Genomic DNA, 18,262 nt, shown 5'->3' with positions numbered 1-18,262 from the left:
AACGTTGCGAAAGTGGCTTTCGCAACGTCGGCCGGTGGGGGCGGTGGTGAAATGAGCTGTCGGCGCTTACCTGGTGCGTCGAAAGCCACTTTCGGGACATCAGACGTCCCGAAAGTGGCTTTCGCGACACCCGCACACCGCAGGCCGTTCACGGGCCTACCGCATCGAGAGGACTAAATGCGGAGAGGTCAGCCTGCGATCAGTTCGGCGAAGCGTTCCGGGCTCACGTTCCCGCCGCTGATGATCACCCCGACCCGTCCCGAAGCGGGCATCCGGCCGCTGAGCAGCGCCGCGAGCCCGGTCGCCCCGCTCGGTTCGATGACGAGCTTCAGCCGTTCGAACGCGAACCGCATCGCCTCCCGGACCTGGTCGTCGGTGACCAGCGCGATGTCGTCGACGAGCCGCCGGTTGATCGAGAAGGTCAGTTCGCCGGGAATGGAGGCGGCCTGACCGTCGGCGATGGTCCGCGGCACCGGGATCGACACGCGTTCGCCGGCCTCCAGCGAGCGTTTGGTGTCGTCGCCCTCGGCCGGTTCGACGCCGACGACCCGGATGCCGGGCCGCACGGCCTTCGCGGTGGTCGAGCTGCCCGCGATCAGGCCACCACCGCCGACCGGGACGACGAGGGTGTCCAGCGACTCGGTGTCCTCCAGCAGTTCCAGCGCCGCGGTGCCCTGCCCGGCGATGACGTGCGGGTGCTCGTACGGCGGGATGAGCGCGAGACCGCGGTCGGCCGCCAGTGCCTCACCGATCGCGACGCGGTCGCCGGTGTACCGGTCGTAGGTGACGATCTCGGCGCCGTAGCCCGCGGTCGCGTCCTTTTTGGACTGCGGGGTGTCCTCGGGGATCAGGATGACCGCGCTGCTCCCGAGTTCCCGCGCGGCGAGCGCGACGGCCTGGGCGTGGTTGCCCGACGAGTAAGCGGCGATGCCCTTGGCCAGCTGCTCCGGCGAGAGGCGCGAAGCGGCGTTGTACGCGCCACGGAACTTGAAAGCCCCGACGCGCTGAAGGTTCTCGCACTTGATGAAGACCTCGGCGCCGACGAGGTCGTCGAGGGTCCGGGAACGGACGACCGGGGTCCGGTGCGCGACCCCGGCCAGGCGGGTGGCGGCGTCGCGGATGTCGTCGATGGTCACGGGGGCGGTCATGATGCTCCTTGATCACGGATTTCGGCGAGATAGTTGTAAGCGGAGGCGCGGGAGATACCGATCCGGGCCGCGACCTGGGGCACGGCCCGCCGCACGGCGAAGACACCGCGCGCGTGCAGGCTGCGGAACAGGTCGAGACGTTCTTCGCGGCTGAGCGCGGCCCAGGGTTTGTTCAGCCGGAGCTGATGCTCGTCGACGATCGCGTCCACCACCGCGTCGACGTCGTCGCCGAAGGTGGTGGTCGGCGTTTCGGTGACGGCACCGACGTCGGCGAGCTCACCGACCAGGGTCTTGAGCTGGCCCAGCGCGGTGACGTCGAGGTTCACGCACAAGGCGCCGAACACCGAGCCGCCGCTGTCGCGCAGCAGCATGGTCGACGACTTCACGAGTTTCCCGGACGCCGTCCTGGTCACGTAGTTCAGCTGGTCTTCGGCGTCGTCACCGCGGGCGAGCAGGCCCATGCCGATCTCGCTCATCGAGCCGCCCACGGTGCGGTCGGTGACCGAGCCGGCGATCGCGACCACCGACTTCTCGGGACGGCGGAAGTCGTGCACCACGACCTCGCAGAACGAGCCGAGCGTCGCCGCGATGCCGTCGGCGACCGGGGCGAGCGCGTCGAGGATCGCGTCCTGCTCAGACATCGCGTACTCGGGCGAGGGCTTCGACCTCGACCACGCCGCCGTAAGGCAGTGACGCGACCCCGACGCAGGTCCGGGCGGGCCGAGGCTCGGAGAAGAACTCTTCGTAGACCCGGTTGAGGCCGTCGCGGTCGGCGATGTCGGTCAGGTAGACGACGACCTTCACCACGTCGGCCCTCGTCGCGCCCACCGAACGCAGCGCGGCGTCGAGATTGCCGAAGGCCCGCGGGCATTCGGCGTCGAACCCGCCGGGCACCAGCGCGCCGGTCTCGGTCACGCCGAGCCGCCCGGACACGGAAACCAGGTCGCCGCTGCGGAAGGCGGGCGGGTACGGATGCTCGTTTGTCACGAGACCGACTGTATAAGTGTTGGACGAAAAGTCCAACAGATTAACGCAGTGACCTGGAGCTCAGACCACCTCGAAGTTCGCCATCATCGCCATGTCCTCGTGTTCGGCGTTGTGGCAATGGAAGACGTAGCGACCGCGATACCCGTCGAACCGCGCGATGACTTCGACCGACTCGCCGGGAGCCAGGTCCACGGTGTCCTTGATGCCCCCGTCGAACGGCCCCGGCGGCCGCCCGCCGCGTGAGAGGATCCGGAAGCCCACCAGGTGCAGGTGCACGGGATGGTGGATGTCGGCGACGAACCGCCAGATCTCCGTGTCGCCGAGGCGCGGGCTCGCGGACATAACGTCCGGAGAGAACGGTTCCCCGCCGATCACCCAGCCCTCGCGGCCGTGGACGGTGCCGGCCCGGAACGAGAACTCGCGCGTGGTCGTGGCCTGTTCGCGAGCGAGCGGCGCGATTTCGCCGAGTTTCGCCGGAACGCGGCTGTCGTCCGCCGCGCGGCGCGCGACGACGAACCGCATGACCTGGGCGGTCGAACCGGTCCCGAGCCGGTTCACGAGGGTGACCTCGGTGCCGACCGGATACCGGCCGAAGTCGACGACGAGGTCGTACCGTTCCGCCGGCGCGATGGGGAGATGGTCGTGTACGCGCGGCGCGTCCAGGAGGCCCTGGTCGGCGCCGATCTGCACGAAACCACCGCCACCGGGCGGCGGCGGGTCCAGCGCCAGGTCGTAGCGCCGGGCGTTGGAGCCGTTGAGGACACGCAGGCGGTATTTGACGGCCGCCACCTCGTGCACCGGCCACGGCGCGCCGTTGACCAGGATGACGTCACCGAAAACGCCTTCCACGTATGCACTTTCCACTCCGGGTGTGGTCCGCAGCGACCGGTCGAGTGAGGGATAGGCGAAGGCGCCGTGTTCGTCGAAGGACCGGTCGGCGATCATCAGCGGCACTTCACGCTCCCCGGACGGGAGCCCGAGCGAGTCCTCCTCGTCGTCGCGAACCAGATGGAACCCGGCCAGGCCCCGGTACACGGCCGGACCGGTGAAGTCCATGCGATGGTCGTGGTACCACAGCGTCGCGGCCCGTTGCCGCAACGGGAAGACGTAGTCGCGCTCCCCGTTCGAGACCCGGGCACGGGAATCGGCCATGCCGTGCCCGGTGTGCGCGGTGCTCCAGCCGGACCGCGGCAGGACGAGATCGGTCGGGTAGCCGTCGGAGTCGGCCGGGGTGTGCCCGCCGTGCAGGTGGACCACGGTCGGCACGGGAAGTTCGTTGCGGTGCCGCGCCACCACCGTCCGGTCCCGCCGGGATTCGATCGTCGGGCCAGGGAAGATCCCGTCGTAGCCCCAGATCGGCGTCCGGACACCGGGCAGGATCTCGGCCGTCGCCGCCCGCTGGGTGATCGTGTAGTGATCGGCGTCGGCGGTCCTTTGTGGACGCAGGACCGGCGGGATCGGCAGCGGTACCCGGAAGGGCTCCGGCAACGGGAGTCCGCTGCGCAGCAGCTCGCCGGTCCCCGGAGCGCCCTGCGCGAGCAGGCGGGGAGCCGTGATCCCCGCGGCGACGAGGACACCGGCCCCGCCGGCGAGGCCGAGGAAGGTTCTGCGGGGCAGCCGCCTGCTCATCGGCCGGCCCGCCAGGTCTGCGGCCGCCAGACGGCGATGGTCGTCAGCACCGTCGCGGTGACGAGGGCGACACCGAGCGGGATGTGCAGATCGAGCGCGCCCGTCATTCCGGCGAGATACTGCCCGGTCTCGCCCAGCGCGAGCAGCAGGCTGATCCAGAACAGCCAGCGCGGGCCGCGGACCAGCCACAGGACCAGCGCCGCCAGGATCTGCGCGTACGCCAGGTACGACACGGCGTCGGCACCCCAGCGGTGCAGCCAGAGCATGTCGTAATCGCCGCCGAGATAGCCGCCGGCGAAGACCGGCTGGCCGATGATCGCGACGGCGTGTGCGGTCACCAGCACCCGGTTCACCACCAGCGTCCCGTTCGCCTTCCGGCCCGGGCTGGTCAGGGTTTCACTCACGGGATCGAACGTAGGAGCCGACGCCTTATGCTGTCCAAGACAAGATCGGTTATCTGTTCATAACAGGTGAGGTATCAGCAGTGGATCTTCTGGCGCTCCGGTACTTCCAGACGGTCGCCCGGCTCGAACACGTCGGCCGCGCCGCCGAGAAGCTGCGTGTCGCGCAACCCTCGCTCAGCCGGACCCTGGCCAGGCTGGAGAACGACCTCGGCGTACCGCTCTTCGACCGGCACGGCCGCCGGATCCGGCTCAACCGGTTCGGGACCGCCTTCCTCCGCCGCGTGGACCGGGCGCTGGCCGAACTCGACGACGCCCGTCAGGAACTCGACGACGCCGCCGGGCTCGAACGCGGCACCGTCGCTGTCGCGGCCGAAAGCCTCCTCGTCCTCACCGAACCGCTTCGTACCTTCGTCCCCGGCTATCCGCTGGTGGACTTGCGGCTTTCCCAGGCATCGGCGGAGGGGATGGCGGAGAAGCTGCGAGCCGGCGACGTCGACCTGTGCGTCACCTCGCAACCCTTGACGGGCGAGGACATCCGCAGCCGGGTGCTCCTCGACGAAGCGGTGATGCTCTGCGTGCCTGCCGGGCACCGGCTCGCCGATCGAGGCAGTGTCGGCCTGGCGGATCTCGAAGGCGAGCCGTTCCTCACCACGCGACCCGGTTACTGGCAGCGTGCGCTCGTCGATCGTCTTTTCGCGAAGGCCGGTCTCGAACTGCACGTCGTCTGCGAGGGAGACGAGGCCGCGGTGCTCTTTCAGCTCATCGACGCGGGGCTCGGTATCGCGCTGGTGCCTTCGCTGGGGCTGCGCGCCGTCACCGGTTCGGCGGTGGTCTGGCTCGACGTCGACGATCCCGACTGCCGTCGCGTGCTCAGCGTCGCGTGGCGCGAGGACACGTACCTTTCCGTTGCCGCCCAACGGTTTCGCGATCACCTGGTCGGCCATTTCCACGCACCGGCCGGGCCCCGGCCGAGGTGACCGGGGCCCGGTGGCGCGGTTACGGGTTGAGCGTGACGCTGTAGGCGCTCATCGCCTCGCCGATCGGCTGGAAGTACGAGCTTCCGCCGCCCTTGCCGGAGGTGATGCCGAGTCCGACGCTGCCGGAGAACAGGCAGCCGCCCGAGTCACCGGGGTTGACCAGCGCGTTGGTCTGGATCAGCTGGTACACCGAGCCTTCGGCGTAGTTCACCGTGACGTTCAGCCGCTGCACCGAACCCGAGGTGAGCCGCGTGGTGCTGCCGCTCTTGCTGATCCGCTGCCCGACGGTGGCGGACCCGGCGGAGGCGATCCGCTGGGTGGAGCCGTTCCACAGGGTGACCGCGCCGGGCGCGCTGCCGGTGGTGTTGCGGATCAGGCCGTAGTCGTTCGTCGGGAAGCTGGCGCCCTGCGACGGCCCGACGTTCCACTGCGAGACCGCGCGGGTGCAGTGGCCGGCGTCGAGGATGTAGTTCTGGCCGCCGCGGTTGGTGTTGAACCCGGCCGAGCACCGGGTGCCACCGCCGGTGATGGCCTCACCGTTGTAGATCGCGGTGTGCATCTCGCCGGTGGTCCGCTCCACGCGGACACGGTCGCCGAGTGCTTCGGCGGCCTTGACGAGGGCGTCCGTGCCCTTCGCCGCGTCGGAGATGGTCAAGACCACCTGGTTGGCCTTCGGGTCGAGGCCGATCGACGTGTGCGCGACCGACGGCAGCGCCTGCAGGGCGTTCTGCGCCCCCGCCAGCGCGGCACTGGAGTGCTTGACCACCCGGGCCTGCGCCCCGGTCGCGGTGACCTGGTCCGCGGCGGCCTGGTCGAGCACGTTCACCACCGGCTTGGCGGAGTCGTCGAGGTATCCGTCGGCGGCACGGGCGCCGAGCGAAGCGGTGACCTTCTGCAGCTTCTCGACGCTCGCCGTCTGCGTCCGGAGGAACTCGACGGCGGCGGCCTGGCTGATCCCGGCTTCGGCGGCGAGGGACGTCACCGCCTCGTGCTGCACCGTGGGGGAGTAGCCCGCGATGGTGGTGGCGGTGGCCGTGGACGGGGCGAGGAAGCCGACGACCGCGGCCGCGGCCACCAGTGTCGTGGCGGTACGGGCTAAGGGGTTTGTGCGCATACCGGTGTCTCACTTTCGCGAGGGGACATCCAGCGCGAGGGGTGGCCGCACTGGACACGTGGGGTAGCCGGGCACGGCCAAGGCGACCCGGCGCCGGTGATCCGGTGCCGATCATGGTGATCCGCCGCACCGGTGGCGGATACCGACTTTCGTTGGACAGGAAGAAAAATAGGTACCCGCCGTTCGGGCTACCGACGGATACGCGCACAGCAAACGGTGATCACGTGAGCGCGGTGTCGAAGGCCAGCCGGGCGAAGCGCTCCCCGATGAGCCGGTGCGCGGCCGCGTCCGGGTGGAGGGCGTCGGGCAGCGGCAGTTCGGCGTGGTCCGCCTCGCCGTACAGTTCGAGGCCGTCGAGATAGCGCAGGTTCGGGTCGGCCGCGCTCCGTTCCTTGACGATACGGGCGAGTTCGTCGCGGATCACGGTGAGCGTCAGCTTTCCCGAGGCGACCTCCGCGGGGTCGCCGGTGGCCCGGAACCGCACTTTCCCCTCGCGCAGGGCGTCCGGGTCGAATTCGCCCGGCCCCGGCGTGTGTTCGTGGATGGGGCAGTGGATCGGCGAGACGACCAGCAGCGGCGTGGCGGGATGGCCTTCCCTGATGGTGTCGAGGAAACCGTGCACCGCGGGGCCGAACGCGCGCAGGCGCATCAGGTCGGCGTTGACGACGTTGATGCCGATCTTGACGCTGATGACGTCGGCGGCCGTGTCCCGCATCGCGCGGGCGGTGAATGGGTCGAGCAGCGCGCTGCCGCTGAAACCCAGATTGACCAGATCCACCCCGGCGAGGGCCGCGGCCGTGGCTGGCCATGTCCCGGTCGGGGTCGTCGCGTTGGAGCCGTGACTGATGGAACTGCCGTGGTGCAGCCAGGTCCTGCGGCCGTCCGACTGTACACTGTGGACAGACGCATTGGTGCGCAGGGCGACCAGCCTGGTCGTTTCGTTGTGCGGCAGCCAGATTTCGACGGTCTTCTCGTGGCCGGGCAGGCCGTCGAATCGCAGGGTGCGCACGGGTCCGGGCTCGTGTCGTGCGGCACCGGTGGCCAGGTCGACGCTGATCGTGTCGCCGTCGGGCACGCTCGCCTGTTCCGAGAGCTTGCCGTCGACGAACAGTTCGTAGACGCCATCGGGCCGGGGCGGTGTGCCGGCGAAGACCCGTTTGGTGGCCAGCACGTCGAGTTCGACGAGGGACGCGGTGGTGCGGAAGACCAGCCGCACGCCGGACGGCTGCGACTCCGCCATGGTCAGCTGGCCGTCGGGGATCTGCCGCCTCGCCCGCGCGGGCAGCCGGTGGGGGAGCACGCCGCGTCCGGTGGATTCGAGGTCGAGCGCGCCGCGGACGAGGGCGGCGGTGATCGGGGTGGTGAGCATTCTTCCGTTCATTTCGTTCGGGGCCAGGCGCGCAGCAGGACGTCGAGCGCGTCGAGGATCTCGGTCCAGCTCTCCTGCGAGCCGGGGGCGCTGTGGCTGAAACCGCCGGCGGCCTCCAGGCCGACGAAGCCGCTGAACACACTGCCCAGCAGCCGGACCGCGTGCGTCTGATGCGGTTCGGCGAGGTCGTAACCGCGCAGGATCGCCCGCGTCATTTCGGCGTGGCGGACACCGGCGCTGGTGGCCGCCTTGTCCGGTGCGAGCCGGAACCTCGCGGCGGTGAACCGGCCCGGGTGTTCGAGGGCGTAGTCGCGGTGGACGTTCGCCAAGGCGATCAACGCGTCCTTGCCCGCCAGGCCCGCCACCGCGGTGGCGGCGAGATCGGCGAGCTCGGCCAAGGCCAGCAAGGCGATCTCGGTCTTCAGTTCGTGGGCGTTCCTCACGTGCGAATACAGGCTCGCCGTCTTGACGCCGCACCGTTTCGCGAGCTCGGTCGGGGTCACGTGCTCGAAGCCGATCTCGTCGGCCAGCTCCGCACCTGCCCGTACCACGCGCTCCGTCGTCAGTCCCGCTCTCGCCATGGCGAGAGCGTACCATAGTCCATTTGGGATTTACCTAATGCGATTAGGAAGTCGAAACCTGGGTTCGGTAGCGCCGGGCCCGGCGGAGGCTGTGCTCATGCCGTTCACCCTTGTCCGCGGATTCCTGACCGGGATCATCAGCGGGACGACCTTGTGCGCGTTCATCGTCGGCATCGTCATCGAGTACGTTCCGCTGACCGTCACGGGCGTCGGGCTTCCCGTCGTCTACGGGATCCTGCTCCGCCTCGCCGGGGCGCCGCGACGCGCCCGTGAGGCGAAGATCGTTCCGGTGGTCGCGCTCGCGAAGGTCGAAAGCCTCCGTGCCGGGGGCACCGAGACCGGGGACATCCCGGTCGACTTCGTCTTCACCGTCGCCCCCGACGGTATGGCCACGTTCCGGCTGAAGGTCGCCCACCACATCAACCTGGTCGACATCCCCGACTACCGGCCGGGCGACGTCCTCGTCGTCCGGTATCCGCCGGACCGGCCGTGGAAGGCGGAGGTCGTGGAGCGGCCGTCACCGGCGTGGGAACGCCGCGCGGCCGAAGCCACGATCGAATCCGCTCCGGAGTCCACCCTGGTGCAGGAACCGCCGGAAGGCTGCGGGGTCGGCGCGCTCGCCGTCCTCGGGTTCCTGCTCGGCGCGGCGCTGGTGCTGTTCCTGTTCCGTGCGGAGCTGTTCGCGCCGGAAGAGCCTGCCCGAGCGGAGGAAACCCAGGCCGGCGTGACCACGTCCTCCTCGGGATCCGCGACCGTCGACGTCGGCCGGTCCCTGCTGGGCGAAGGGGAATTGCGCCGGGTGATCGACTCATTGGCGCAGGCCACGGACGTGTCACAGGTGATCACCGCGGTCGTCGAGGACCGGCGGCTGACCGTGGTCTTCGCGCCGACCGGTGCCCAGGTACCGCGGTTCGACCTCCGCGCACTGAAGGCCGACCGCGTCCCTGCACTGGTACACCGGGCGAAAGAGACCATCGACGTCGGGGAACCGCGGACGTGGCAGGTCACGATCGTCCCGTTCGGCACCGCGGTGAGCACCCGGGTGATCGTGACCGGCCCCGACGGCAGTGGCTCACTCGCGGACGGTGGCTGAAGCCGATCCGTGCTTTCCCGGCGCGGCGCTGCCGGAGTACTCGCCGAGGTCGGAGATCAGCGAGGTCAGCTCGGCGTCGTTGTCGTAGCGGCGCTGGTGCAGCTCGGCGATCTTCGCGCCCATCTCCGGATCCGGGTCGTCGGTGACGTCGAAGGACGCGAACCGGTCGACCAGCGGCAACCCGACCCGGTCGGTGTTCCGGTGCGCCGGGTGCATGAGGTACTCCCAGTACCCGTCGAGGTCTTCGATCGCGAAGACGGCGCCCCATTCGTAGTCGCCGCCGAAATCACGGCCGACGACGAAGGACTTCACCGACGGGATGACCCGGCCTTGGTTGCGGAGGCTTTCCAAGGCTTCCTCGACCTGCTCCGGGGAGGCGTCGGGGCGCAGGGTGAAACGGTTTCCGTGGTAGATCATCGTGTTTCCTTTCCGTTGTTCCGGTTCGGGAGGAGAGCGGCGAGTGCCGCTCCGGCGCCCAGGGCGACACCGGTCCAGGTGAACGCGCCGGCGATGCCGACGCCCTGGACGAGTGGCTGGACGACGAGAGGGGACAGGAACTGCCCGAGGAAGATCCCGGCGACCAGGCCGCTGAGCACGCGGCCGCGGTGCGCGGGATGGGCGAACTCCGCCAGGCGAAGGTTGAGGTTCGGGACGACGAAACCGACTCCGAACCCTCCGACGAGCAGCCCGGCCACCACCTGGGCGACGGTGCCCGCCGTGCCGATCACCAGCCAGCCCGCGCCCATGAGCGCGACACTCGCCGTGGTGATCGCGGTGGGGCTCAAGCGCTCACGCAGGCGAGGGAACGCCAGCGCTCCGGCGACGCTGGTCACCGTGCTCCCGGCGACCACGGCCCCGACGACGGCGGGACCGCTGCCGAACCCCTCCAGCAGGAAGGGCAACTGCGTCGGCGCCATGTAGAAGACCAGCGTCACCACCAACGCGAGGACATAGACGCCGATGACGCGGGCGGGCAGCCGGGTCCGCTCGCGTTCGCTGACCGCCGGGCTGCTCCGGACCGGTTCGCGCAGGGACGTGATCGCGAAGATCGCCACGATCGCCGAGACCGAATAGATCCAGAACGGCGTCTGCCAGCTCACGGTGGCCAGCACTCCGGCCAAGGGCAGGAAGACGACACCGCCGAGACTCGCGAAAGCCTGCTGCAACGCGAGGAACGAGGCGCGGCGCTCGCCGGAGAACCAGTCGGTGATCAGGGCGCTGACCGCGGTCATGATCCCGCCGACGGCGAAACCCAGCCCCACCCGGGTGATCAGCAGCAGGTAGAGGTCGTCCACGAAGAATCCGGCCGTACCCGAGATCGCGTAGAGCCCGAGGCCGGCCAAGAGCAGCGGGCGCCGTCCGGCGCGGTCGGCGACGATCCCGGACAGCGGCGCGCTGATCGCGATCGCGAGGGAGGTCACCGTCAGCGTCAGCCGCACGAGAAGAGCGGAGCCTGGAGTATCGGAAAAGACCTCTCGCATCGCGGGCAGACTGGGCGCGATGATCGCCGCGGCCATGATGGTCAGCGGTGCCGCGGCCAGAACGGTGCCGCGGGCTCGCAGCGTCGGCGCCAACGTGTTCGTCACGCCACCAATCTCGCAGCGGGACACCGGCGTTCGCGTCGGTGAAAGTCGCCTATCCCGGCCCGTGCTCGGTAGCGTGCGGGGCATGACCGACGAGATCCTGCCCGCCATCGCAGGAGAGATCCTCACCGGAGAAGCCGCCTTGTCCCTGGCGGGGAAGGACTGGGGGAACCTGATCCACACCAGGCCGGGACTGGTCGTGAGGCCGGCCTCGGTGACCGACGTGGCGGTCGTGCTCAGGTTCGCCACAGCGCGAGGACTGCCGGTCGCCGCCCGTGGAGCGGGGCATTCGCCCTACGGGCAGGGGCAGGTCGAGGGCGGGATCCTGCTGGACATGACTTCGCTGCCGCCGCGCAGGGTGGTCACCGGTGAGCTGGTGTCGGTGGACGCGGGCGCCCGCTGGCGGGAAGTGCTGGAGACGACCTTGCCGCACGGGCTGGCGCCTCCGGTGCTCACCGACTATCTCGAGCTGACCGTCGCCGGCACCCTGGTGGTCGGCGGGATCGGCGGCGCCACCCACCACCACGGCACGCAGACCGACGGCGTGGTGGAGCTGGAGGTCGTCACCGGCGCCGGCGAGGTGCTCACCTGCTCACGCGACAGCGACGAGGACCTGTTCGACGCGGTCCTCGGCGGTCTGGGGCAATGCGCGGTGATCACCCGTGCGACGCTGCGGCTGACCCCGGCCCCTGCGCGGGCCCGGCGGTGGAAGCTCTACTACGACTCGCTTCCGGCGTTCCTGACGGACCAGCGCGCCGTTGTCCGTGACGGTCGTTTCGACTACGTGGAGGGTCAGCTGATCCCCGTCGGCGACGGCTGGCGGTACATGCTGGAGGCGGTGGCCTACTACTCGACGCCCGCCGGACCGGACGAGGACGCGTTGCTGGACTCGCTCGGTTTCGACGAGTCCGAAGACGAGGACACGGCCTATTTCGACTTCCTGAACCGGATGGCCGACGGCGAGGCCGCCCTGCGGGCGGAAGGAAGCTGGTTCCATCCGCATCCGTGGCTGAACGTGTTCCTCACGGACGACTCGGTCGAGGAGTTCGTCGCCGAAACCCTCGCCGCCACCGGCGAACCCGAACTGGGTGCCACGGGATTGGTCCTGCTCTACCCGGTGCGGAACGACCGGTTGAAGACTCCGCTGTTCACCGTGCCGCCGGGGGAGATCTCCTGGCTGTTCTCGCCGCTGCGCGCCGGTTCGCCCAGCGATCCGCTGCACAACGCGCGGCTGCTGGAGCTCAATGTGGACCTCTACCGGAAGGCACGCGACCTCGGCGGGAAGGTCTATCCGTCGAACGCGCTGCCGATGTCCACAGAGGACTGGCGCGCACACTTCGGCGGCGCCTGGCCGAAACTCGCCGACGCCAAGGCCCGGTACGCGCCGGGAAACCTGCTCAACCCCGGCCAGTGCCTGCGGGTGCCCTGAGGTCCGCGGCCACTGGTAGAAATGTCCGATGCGGGATTTCTTCAGGGGTTTCCGGATGTTCGGGCAAGGCCTTGGCATCCTTCTGCGGTCGCCGAGGCTGCTGCTGATCGGCGCGCTGCCCGCGTTGCTGACCACGCTGTTGCTGATCGGCGGCATCGTCGCGCTGGCGTTCTGGATCGACGACCTCTCGCTGCTGATCACCCCGTTCGCCGACGACTGGTCGCCGGGCTGGCGGACGACGATCCGGGTGGCGGCCGGGGTCGCGGTGTTCGGGGTGGTGCTGGCCATCGCCATGATCGGCTTCACGGCGATCACCCTCGCCGTCGGCGGGCCGTTCTACGAGCACATCGCGGAGAAGGTGGAGGACGACCTCGGTGGCGTGCCCGGCGCGGTGGACCTCTCGTGGTGGCGGTTGCTGGTGCTGGGCCTGAAGGACGGTCTCGCTCTCGTACTCCGCTCGCTGCTGTTCACGATCCCGCTGCTGATCGCGGGCTTCATCCCCGTGGTGGGGCAAACGGTCGTGCCGGTCCTGCTGGCCATGGTGACGGCGTGGTTCCTGGCGCTGGAGCTGATCGCCGTGCCGTTCTACCGGCGCGGGATGGGCTTGAAGGAGCGGCGTCCGCTGTTGCGAAGGCACCGCGCGCTCGCCCTCGGGCTGGGACTTCCCGTGTCGCTGCTGTGCCTGATCCCGTTCGCCGCGCTGATCGTGATGCCGGTGGGCTTCGTCGGCGGTGTCCTCGTCGCTCGTGAGGTCCTCGCGGCGGAGGCGGCCTGAGCTTCGTCTGTGTCAGATGACGCAGACACCGCGGCTCCCCGGCGCCATCGTTGGCGTGACACTGAGGGGAGCTTCCGATGAAAAGAGCGTTGTTCATGGCCGCCGCCATACCGATCGCGGCCATGCTGGTGACCGGTCCTGCCGTCGCCGCCGAAGGAATCGTGTCCGGGGTGGTCAAAGCCGCGGGCTCCGGGGAGCCGATCGCCGGAGCGTGCGTGACGTTGTTCGATCTCGACCTGAAGGAGACGGGCTCGGGGTGTGCGGGCGCGGACGGCCGCTACGAGATAGCGGGGGTCGTTCCCGGCAAGTACAAGGCGCGCGCGACCGCCGCCGGATACGCCGAGCTTTGGGCGTACAACAAGGGAAGCGCGCTCGCCGCGGAAGTGCTGGACCTGCCGCACGGACTGGACTTCGGGTTGCGGCAGGGCACGGCCACCGTCCGCGGCCAGATCACCGACCAGGGAAAGCCCGCCGCGGGGGCGTCGGTGAGCCTCACCGACCAGAACCAGCGGTGGTGGTCGACGGTCCTCACCGCCGCGGACGGCACGTACTCCTTCAGCGGTGTGAAGGCGGACACCTACACGATGGCGGTCACCTACGGCGATCGCACGCAATGGATCCGGCAGAAGGCGAGCTTCCCGGAGGCGGAGACCTTCACTGTCGCCGATGACCAGGTCGCCGTCGTCGACGAGGCGATCGCACCGTACGGGAAGCTCCGGGTGGTCGCGACGGACGAGAAGACCGGCGCGCCCGTCGCGGGTGCGTGCTCGCAGGTCGAGCAAGGGCATCCGCCGCAGCTGCGGAAATGCGCCGGCGCGGACGGTGTCATGCTCTACGAGGACATGCCGCCGTTCGGCTACTACACGCTGAGCGTCTGGGGGCCGGACGGTTCCTACCAGCCGGTGAACTGGGAGCGGGTGCACCTGACCCCGGGAGAGACCACCGAATTCCGGGCGTCGATGAAACCCGCCGCTTCGATCGTCACCACCGTGCGGGACGCGAAGACCAAGGCGCCGCTGGCGCGGGTCTGCGTCGACACCTACGCCCTTCCGGTCGTCGGTGTCCTCGACGCCGACTACCTGTACCACTGCAGCGACGAGAACGGGAAGCTGGTGATCGGGCCGATCGAGCCCGGCGCGTACAAGCTGCTGGTCAAGTCGCTGGACGAGCGGTACGGCATGCAGTGGGCCGGGACGGACGGTGGCACCGGCGACATCGGGCAGGCCCGCACGGTCACCGCCGAACTCGGCAAGGTGGTCACGACGGCGGACATCAAGATGGACCCCGCCGGGACGATCACCGGCAAGGTCACCGACCGGGCCACGGCGGCTCCGGTGGGCGGCGTCTGCGTCTACCCGTACGCGGTCGATCCCCGGATCGGCTTCCGCTTCGGCGCGAACTGCTCCCGGAGCGACGGGACCTACACGATCAAGGGTCTCGGACCGTACAAGTGGCCGCTCGAGTTCGCCTCGTCCCGAGGGGACTACGCGTGGCAGTGGTCGGGAGGAGCGGCGGACCGGTTCGCCGCCAGGCCGGTGCGGGTGCGGCCCGGCGCGACGGTGACCGAGAACGCGGCGCTCGTGCCGAGCGGCTCGGTCAGCGGACGGATCCTCGGTGCGGACGGCAAGCCCACCTTCGGCTACGTGTACACCTACAACGCGCGCACCGGGGACATCGTCGACTGGACCACGCCGGATTCGAACGGGCAGTACACCGTCAACGGCCTCACCACGGGGAAGGTCAAGATCAGGTACTACACCGACCGTGAATGCTGGCACCGCGACGCGGCCGATTTCGCTTCCGCCACACCGATTCCGGTCACCGCCGGGCAGGTCACCGGCGGGGTGGACCTCGGCCCCTGCCGCCGCTGAGGCGGGTTGGTCGTGAGTGATCCGGGTCGTTCCAGCGACCCGGATCACTCACGAGGTCCAGCAGGCGTCGTCCCGTGACCGGACGGACGACACGACGCGCGGCCGGGCGCCGCCGCGTGTCGTCCGTCCAATCACGCGTGTCGGCCATCCAATCACGTGTGTCGTCCGTTCAGTCACGCGATAGCGCCATCCGCGCACCGGCGTGAAGGCCTCCTTGAGGGACCCAGAGTCCCGCAAGGAGGCCTTCGCGGACAGCGCCGTCCTAGCCGATGGGCTCGATCCAGATGTTGCGGAACCGCGGGTTCTCCCCGGGGTCCCCGTGGTCCTGCAGCCGGATGGCGCCCGGCGCCGCGCTCTCCGGGATGCTGTCGCCCGTCCCGCCGTCGATCGCCACGTCGTTGTGGACCACGACACCGTTCCAGACCACGGTCACCCGGGCGTTGTCGGTCTTGTTCCCGGCACCGTCGAACCGTGCGGCCCGGAAGGTGACGTCGTAGGTCTGCCAGGTTCCGGGAGCCGTCGCCATGTTCCGGTCAGGTGCCTTCTTCGAGTAGATCGCGCCCGCTTCGTTGTTGGCGAGCGTGGTGTCCCCGAAGGATTCGAGCACCTGTAGCTCGTAGCGTTCCTGGAGGTAGACGCCGCTGTTGCCCCTGGCCTGTCCGGTGACCTCCGGCGGGTAGTTCGGCTCGTTCCATTCGACGTGCAGCCGGAAATCACCGAACTGCTGTTTCGTGCGGATGTCCCCGCCGTAGGACTCCATCGCCCCGCCGGTCACCGGCCAGGTCGCGGCGCCGCCGGCGCGTTTCTCCCACGCGTTCAGGTCGGTGCCCTTGAACAACTGGATCCGCCGCGACTCGGTCAGCGTGAGACTGTCGAGGTTGACGTTGCCCGCGTCGCCCGTGTCGTAGCGGTAGGAGATCGTGTTCGACCCGGCTTTCAGGTTCAGCGTCTCGGGTTGCGTGTTCCAGGTGTCCCAGTTGCCGGTACTGGCGAGCCTGACCTGTTTCACCTTCGTCCCGTTGACGTAGACGGTTACCGATTTGGTCCCCGGCGCCGGATCCGGGCCGTTCGAGTAGCGCAAGGCCGCGTTGTAGGCGCCGGTCTTCGGCGCGTTCACGGTGAACGTCGTCGCGGCACCCTGGTTCCAGTAGCCGTCGACGAATCCGGTACCCGTGTAGCCGGCGTGGTTCGTGTTCGTCCCGGCGCCACCGCTCAGCGCGGCCCGCTCGGCCTCGTAGGTGGTGCTCGCCGCGGGTCCACCGACCAGCGAGTTCAACGTGTACCAGGCTTCGGTGCTCCACAGCGCCGCACCGGACTCCGCCGCGAACGGACGCGGCGACCGCACGTGGACGACGTGCCCCGCCTTCAATCCCGACATCTGCAGCGTGACCTTCTTGCGGTCGGCCGAGAGGCTCGCGGACGTGACGGACAGGGTCTGCTCGTCGATCTTCGGTCCGCCGTACGCGGGAGTGGGCTGGTATCGCCACTGCTGCGCCTGGTACTTCGCCGCGAGGTTCTGCGCGGTCTCGGCCGACAGCGGCTGGGTGTACTCCAGTTCGAACCCGCCCGCGACGGCCCGCATGGCGCGGATGTCGAAGGCGTTCGTGCCGTTGGGCGTCACCTTCTGGAGGCCGTAGGCGAGTTTGCCGGGCTGACCCCAGTTGCCGCCGCCGTCGATCCCGCCGGTGTAGATCGCGCCGTCGGGGCCGAGGCTGATCCGGCTGACCCCCGACTCGAGTCCTTGCGTCAGACGGAAAACGGCGCCCTGGTACTCGCCGTTGACCTTCTCCAGGAAGGCTCGCTGAAGCCCGCCGTAGGTCACGTCGCCGTACACCATCTGCCCGGCGAACGGACCCTGCGACAGCATCACCATGTTGCTCGGCGAATTCGCGATCTCGTTGTGCGGCAACCACAACACGGGTGCGGTGACCGGTTTCGAGTCGAACGGGCCAGGGGGATTGGTGTAGTGGTTGAAGAAGCGGTCCTGCTTGACCCGGACGAGCTTGTTCGCCGGCAGCCAGCCGCCCTGGTTGTCCGTGACGAAGACGTCGCCTTCCGGGCCCCAGCCGATACCGTGCGGGGTGCGCAACCCACCGGCGATGTAGGAGACCTGGCCGGTGGCCTTGTTCACCTTGATCGTGGTGCCGCGGTTCGGCGCGGGCTGCGGATCCGTCGTGGCGCCGCCGTAGTTGATGGACACGGAAAGGTTGGCGTAGAAGAAGCCGTCCTTGTACAGCAGGCCGAACGCGAACTCGTGGAAGTTGCCGCCGAACGGCCAGGTGGCGACGGTGCGGTAGTCGTCGGTCACGCCGTCGCCGTTCGTGTCGTTGAGTTCGACGAGCCTCGTCTTCTCCGACACGTACAGCTTGCCGTCGACGTACTTGACGCCCATCGGTTCCTTCAGCCCGCTGGCGACGCGCTGGGTGCGGACCTTGCCCGGGTCGGTGTTCCCGCTGACGTTGCTCAGCAGGTGGACCTCACCGAGGACCTTGTCGGAGCCACCCCACGTGGCGATGGCGAGCCGTCCGTCCGGCAGCCAGTCCATGCCGGTGACCTGAGGCTGGAATCCCTCGGGACGCAGGTTCGTCAGCGTGAAGCCGGGGTGGACGCCGTTCAGCGGCAGGCCGTCACCCGGCGAATCCGTGGCACCCTCGCATTCCTTGCGTCCCGGCGAGGTCACCCGGACGACGTCGGCGTCGGTGCTGAGGACCGAATTCGGCACCAGCGCGAAGTCCGCCGCGCCCGGTGGCCGCCATTCGAGGGTGACCTGCTGGTCGTGGAGGTTGTCGAAATGGTCGATCCGCAGCGCGTGATACCCCGTGCCCAGCTGGACCGAACCGGTCGCGGGGGTCGCGCCGTGCAGGCCGTCGTGGTTGATCACCGTCTGGCCGTCGATCCGGAGCCGGGAGCCGTCATCGCTGGTGAGCCGGAATTCGTACTGCCCGGCCGTGGCGATGGCGATGTTCCCGATGACCTCGGAGACGAACTGCTCGTTGAGCCCGAAATCGGCCGTGGTGGTCCAGTTGATCGTCGGCATCAGCTTGTCGACGTTGGGAGTCTGACCGGATTTGATCGCGCAGAGCTTGGTGAGTTCGCGTTGCAGGTCGTACGTGCGGAGCGTGACACCGGGTTGCTGGGGTGGGATGGCCGCTTCTGCCGGGGCTGTCACCAGCCCGGACACTGCCGTGACCAGCGCCAGCGAGGCGACGATGGACCGGTTGAAGCGCTTGCGGACAGTCGGAAGCATCGTTGCTCCTCGGGTCGGCGGCGGAGCACCTCTGTGACGCCGCTGAACCTAAGAG

16 protein-coding genes are annotated in these 18,262 nt (G+C 69.2%); 5 read left to right on the top strand and 11 right to left on the bottom strand.

Going from position 1 to position 18,262, the window contains the following annotated elements; translation table 11 throughout:
* Nucleotides 1–188: 188 nt before the first annotated feature.
* Genes ACZ3HL_RS12505 through ACZ3HL_RS12485 form a run of 5 tightly spaced genes read right to left on the bottom strand, consistent with a single transcriptional unit; the run spans nt 189 to nt 4,168 of the window.
* Nucleotides 189–1,148 carry a pyridoxal-phosphate dependent enzyme gene (locus tag ACZ3HL_RS12505; protein ID WP_465530727.1) on the bottom strand — a complete coding sequence of 320 codons (960 nt, stop codon included), beginning with the start codon at nt 1,146–1,148 and terminating at the stop codon, nt 189–191.
* On the bottom strand, nt 1,145–1,789 hold the full coding sequence (locus tag ACZ3HL_RS12500; protein ID WP_465420636.1) for a helix-turn-helix transcriptional regulator: 645 nt from the start codon (nt 1,787–1,789) through the stop codon (nt 1,145–1,147). The genes ACZ3HL_RS12505 and ACZ3HL_RS12500 overlap by 4 nt, the downstream gene beginning before the upstream one ends.
* Nucleotides 1,782–2,135 carry a RidA family protein gene (locus tag ACZ3HL_RS12495; RefSeq protein WP_465530725.1) on the bottom strand — a complete coding sequence of 118 codons (354 nt, stop codon included), beginning with the start codon at nt 2,133–2,135 and terminating at the stop codon, nt 1,782–1,784. The genes ACZ3HL_RS12500 and ACZ3HL_RS12495 overlap by 8 nt, the downstream gene beginning before the upstream one ends.
* Nucleotides 2,136–2,195: 60 nt before the next feature.
* Entirely contained in the window at nt 2,196–3,764 is a 1,569-nt protein-coding gene (locus ACZ3HL_RS12490) for a multicopper oxidase family protein (protein WP_465530723.1), read from the bottom strand.
* Complete coding sequence (locus tag ACZ3HL_RS12485; protein ID WP_465530721.1) at nt 3,761–4,168, bottom strand: hypothetical protein; 408 nt, start codon at nt 4,166–4,168, stop codon at nt 3,761–3,763. The genes ACZ3HL_RS12490 and ACZ3HL_RS12485 overlap by 4 nt, the downstream gene beginning before the upstream one ends.
* An 80-nt stretch (nt 4,169–4,248) precedes the next feature.
* On the opposite strand from ACZ3HL_RS12485, the gene ACZ3HL_RS12480 reads away from it, so the two are divergent.
* On the top strand, nt 4,249–5,145 hold the full coding sequence (locus ACZ3HL_RS12480) for a LysR family transcriptional regulator (protein WP_465530720.1): 897 nt from the start codon (nt 4,249–4,251) through the stop codon (nt 5,143–5,145).
* A 19-nt stretch (nt 5,146–5,164) separates the two neighbouring features.
* Here ACZ3HL_RS12480 and ACZ3HL_RS12475 read toward each other — a convergent pair whose 3' ends face one another.
* The 3 genes from ACZ3HL_RS12475 to ACZ3HL_RS12465 form a co-directional block, all read right to left on the bottom strand.
* Nucleotides 5,165–6,259: a S1 family peptidase gene (locus ACZ3HL_RS12475; protein ID WP_465530718.1), complete on the bottom strand. Its 1,095-nt coding sequence runs from the start codon at nt 6,257–6,259 to the stop codon at nt 5,165–5,167.
* Between the two features lie 220 nt (nt 6,260–6,479).
* A complete protein-coding gene (locus tag ACZ3HL_RS12470) occupies nt 6,480–7,628 on the bottom strand; it encodes an SGNH/GDSL hydrolase family protein (RefSeq protein ID WP_465530716.1) in 1,149 nt (382 codons plus the stop codon).
* 8 nt (nt 7,629–7,636) lie between these two features.
* Entirely contained in the window at nt 7,637–8,209 is a 573-nt protein-coding gene (locus ACZ3HL_RS12465; RefSeq protein WP_465530714.1) for a TetR/AcrR family transcriptional regulator, read from the bottom strand.
* A 97-nt stretch (nt 8,210–8,306) separates the two neighbouring features.
* Between ACZ3HL_RS12465 and ACZ3HL_RS12460 the strand changes: the two genes are divergently transcribed.
* Nucleotides 8,307–9,302, top strand: coding sequence for a hypothetical protein (locus tag ACZ3HL_RS12460; RefSeq protein WP_465530712.1), 996 nt, complete (start codon nt 8,307–8,309; stop codon nt 9,300–9,302).
* Here the strand turns inward: ACZ3HL_RS12460 and ACZ3HL_RS12455 are convergent.
* On the bottom strand, nt 9,282–9,719 hold the full coding sequence (locus tag ACZ3HL_RS12455) for a Dabb family protein (RefSeq protein ID WP_192744715.1): 438 nt from the start codon (nt 9,717–9,719) through the stop codon (nt 9,282–9,284). The two genes, ACZ3HL_RS12460 and ACZ3HL_RS12455, sit on opposite strands and share 21 nt — an antisense overlap.
* Complete coding sequence (locus tag ACZ3HL_RS12450; RefSeq protein WP_465530710.1) at nt 9,716–10,888, bottom strand: MFS transporter; 1,173 nt, start codon at nt 10,886–10,888, stop codon at nt 9,716–9,718. Before ACZ3HL_RS12450 ends, ACZ3HL_RS12455 begins: the two co-directional genes overlap by 4 nt.
* Before the next feature lie 82 nt (nt 10,889–10,970).
* Here ACZ3HL_RS12450 and ACZ3HL_RS12445 point away from each other — a divergent pair, with 82 nt between their 5' ends.
* The 3 genes from ACZ3HL_RS12445 (at nt 10,971) to ACZ3HL_RS12435 (ending at nt 14,960) form a co-directional block, all read left to right on the top strand.
* The gene (locus tag ACZ3HL_RS12445) at nt 10,971–12,314 is read left to right on the top strand and encodes an FAD-binding protein (protein ID WP_465530708.1); all 1,344 of its coding nucleotides are present in this window, start codon (nt 10,971–10,973) and stop codon (nt 12,312–12,314) included.
* Between the two features lie 28 nt (nt 12,315–12,342).
* Nucleotides 12,343–13,089 (top strand): EI24 domain-containing protein, encoded by a 747-nt coding sequence (locus ACZ3HL_RS12440; RefSeq protein WP_465530706.1) that lies wholly within the window; start codon nt 12,343–12,345, stop codon nt 13,087–13,089.
* Nucleotides 13,090–13,166: 77 nt separating this feature from the next.
* Complete coding sequence (locus ACZ3HL_RS12435; protein WP_465530704.1) at nt 13,167–14,960, top strand: MSCRAMM family protein; 1,794 nt, start codon at nt 13,167–13,169, stop codon at nt 14,958–14,960.
* A 262-nt stretch (nt 14,961–15,222) separates the two neighbouring features.
* Here ACZ3HL_RS12435 and ACZ3HL_RS12430 read toward each other — a convergent pair whose 3' ends face one another.
* Nucleotides 15,223–18,207, bottom strand: coding sequence for a 3-keto-alpha-glucoside-1,2-lyase-like domain-containing protein (locus ACZ3HL_RS12430; protein ID WP_465530702.1), 2,985 nt, complete (start codon nt 18,205–18,207; stop codon nt 15,223–15,225).
* Nucleotides 18,208–18,262 lie beyond the last annotated feature (55 nt).

This window comes from Amycolatopsis sp. NPDC000009, from assembly GCF_055563465.1.
This window is presented reverse-complemented; position numbering and strand designations above follow the sequence as displayed.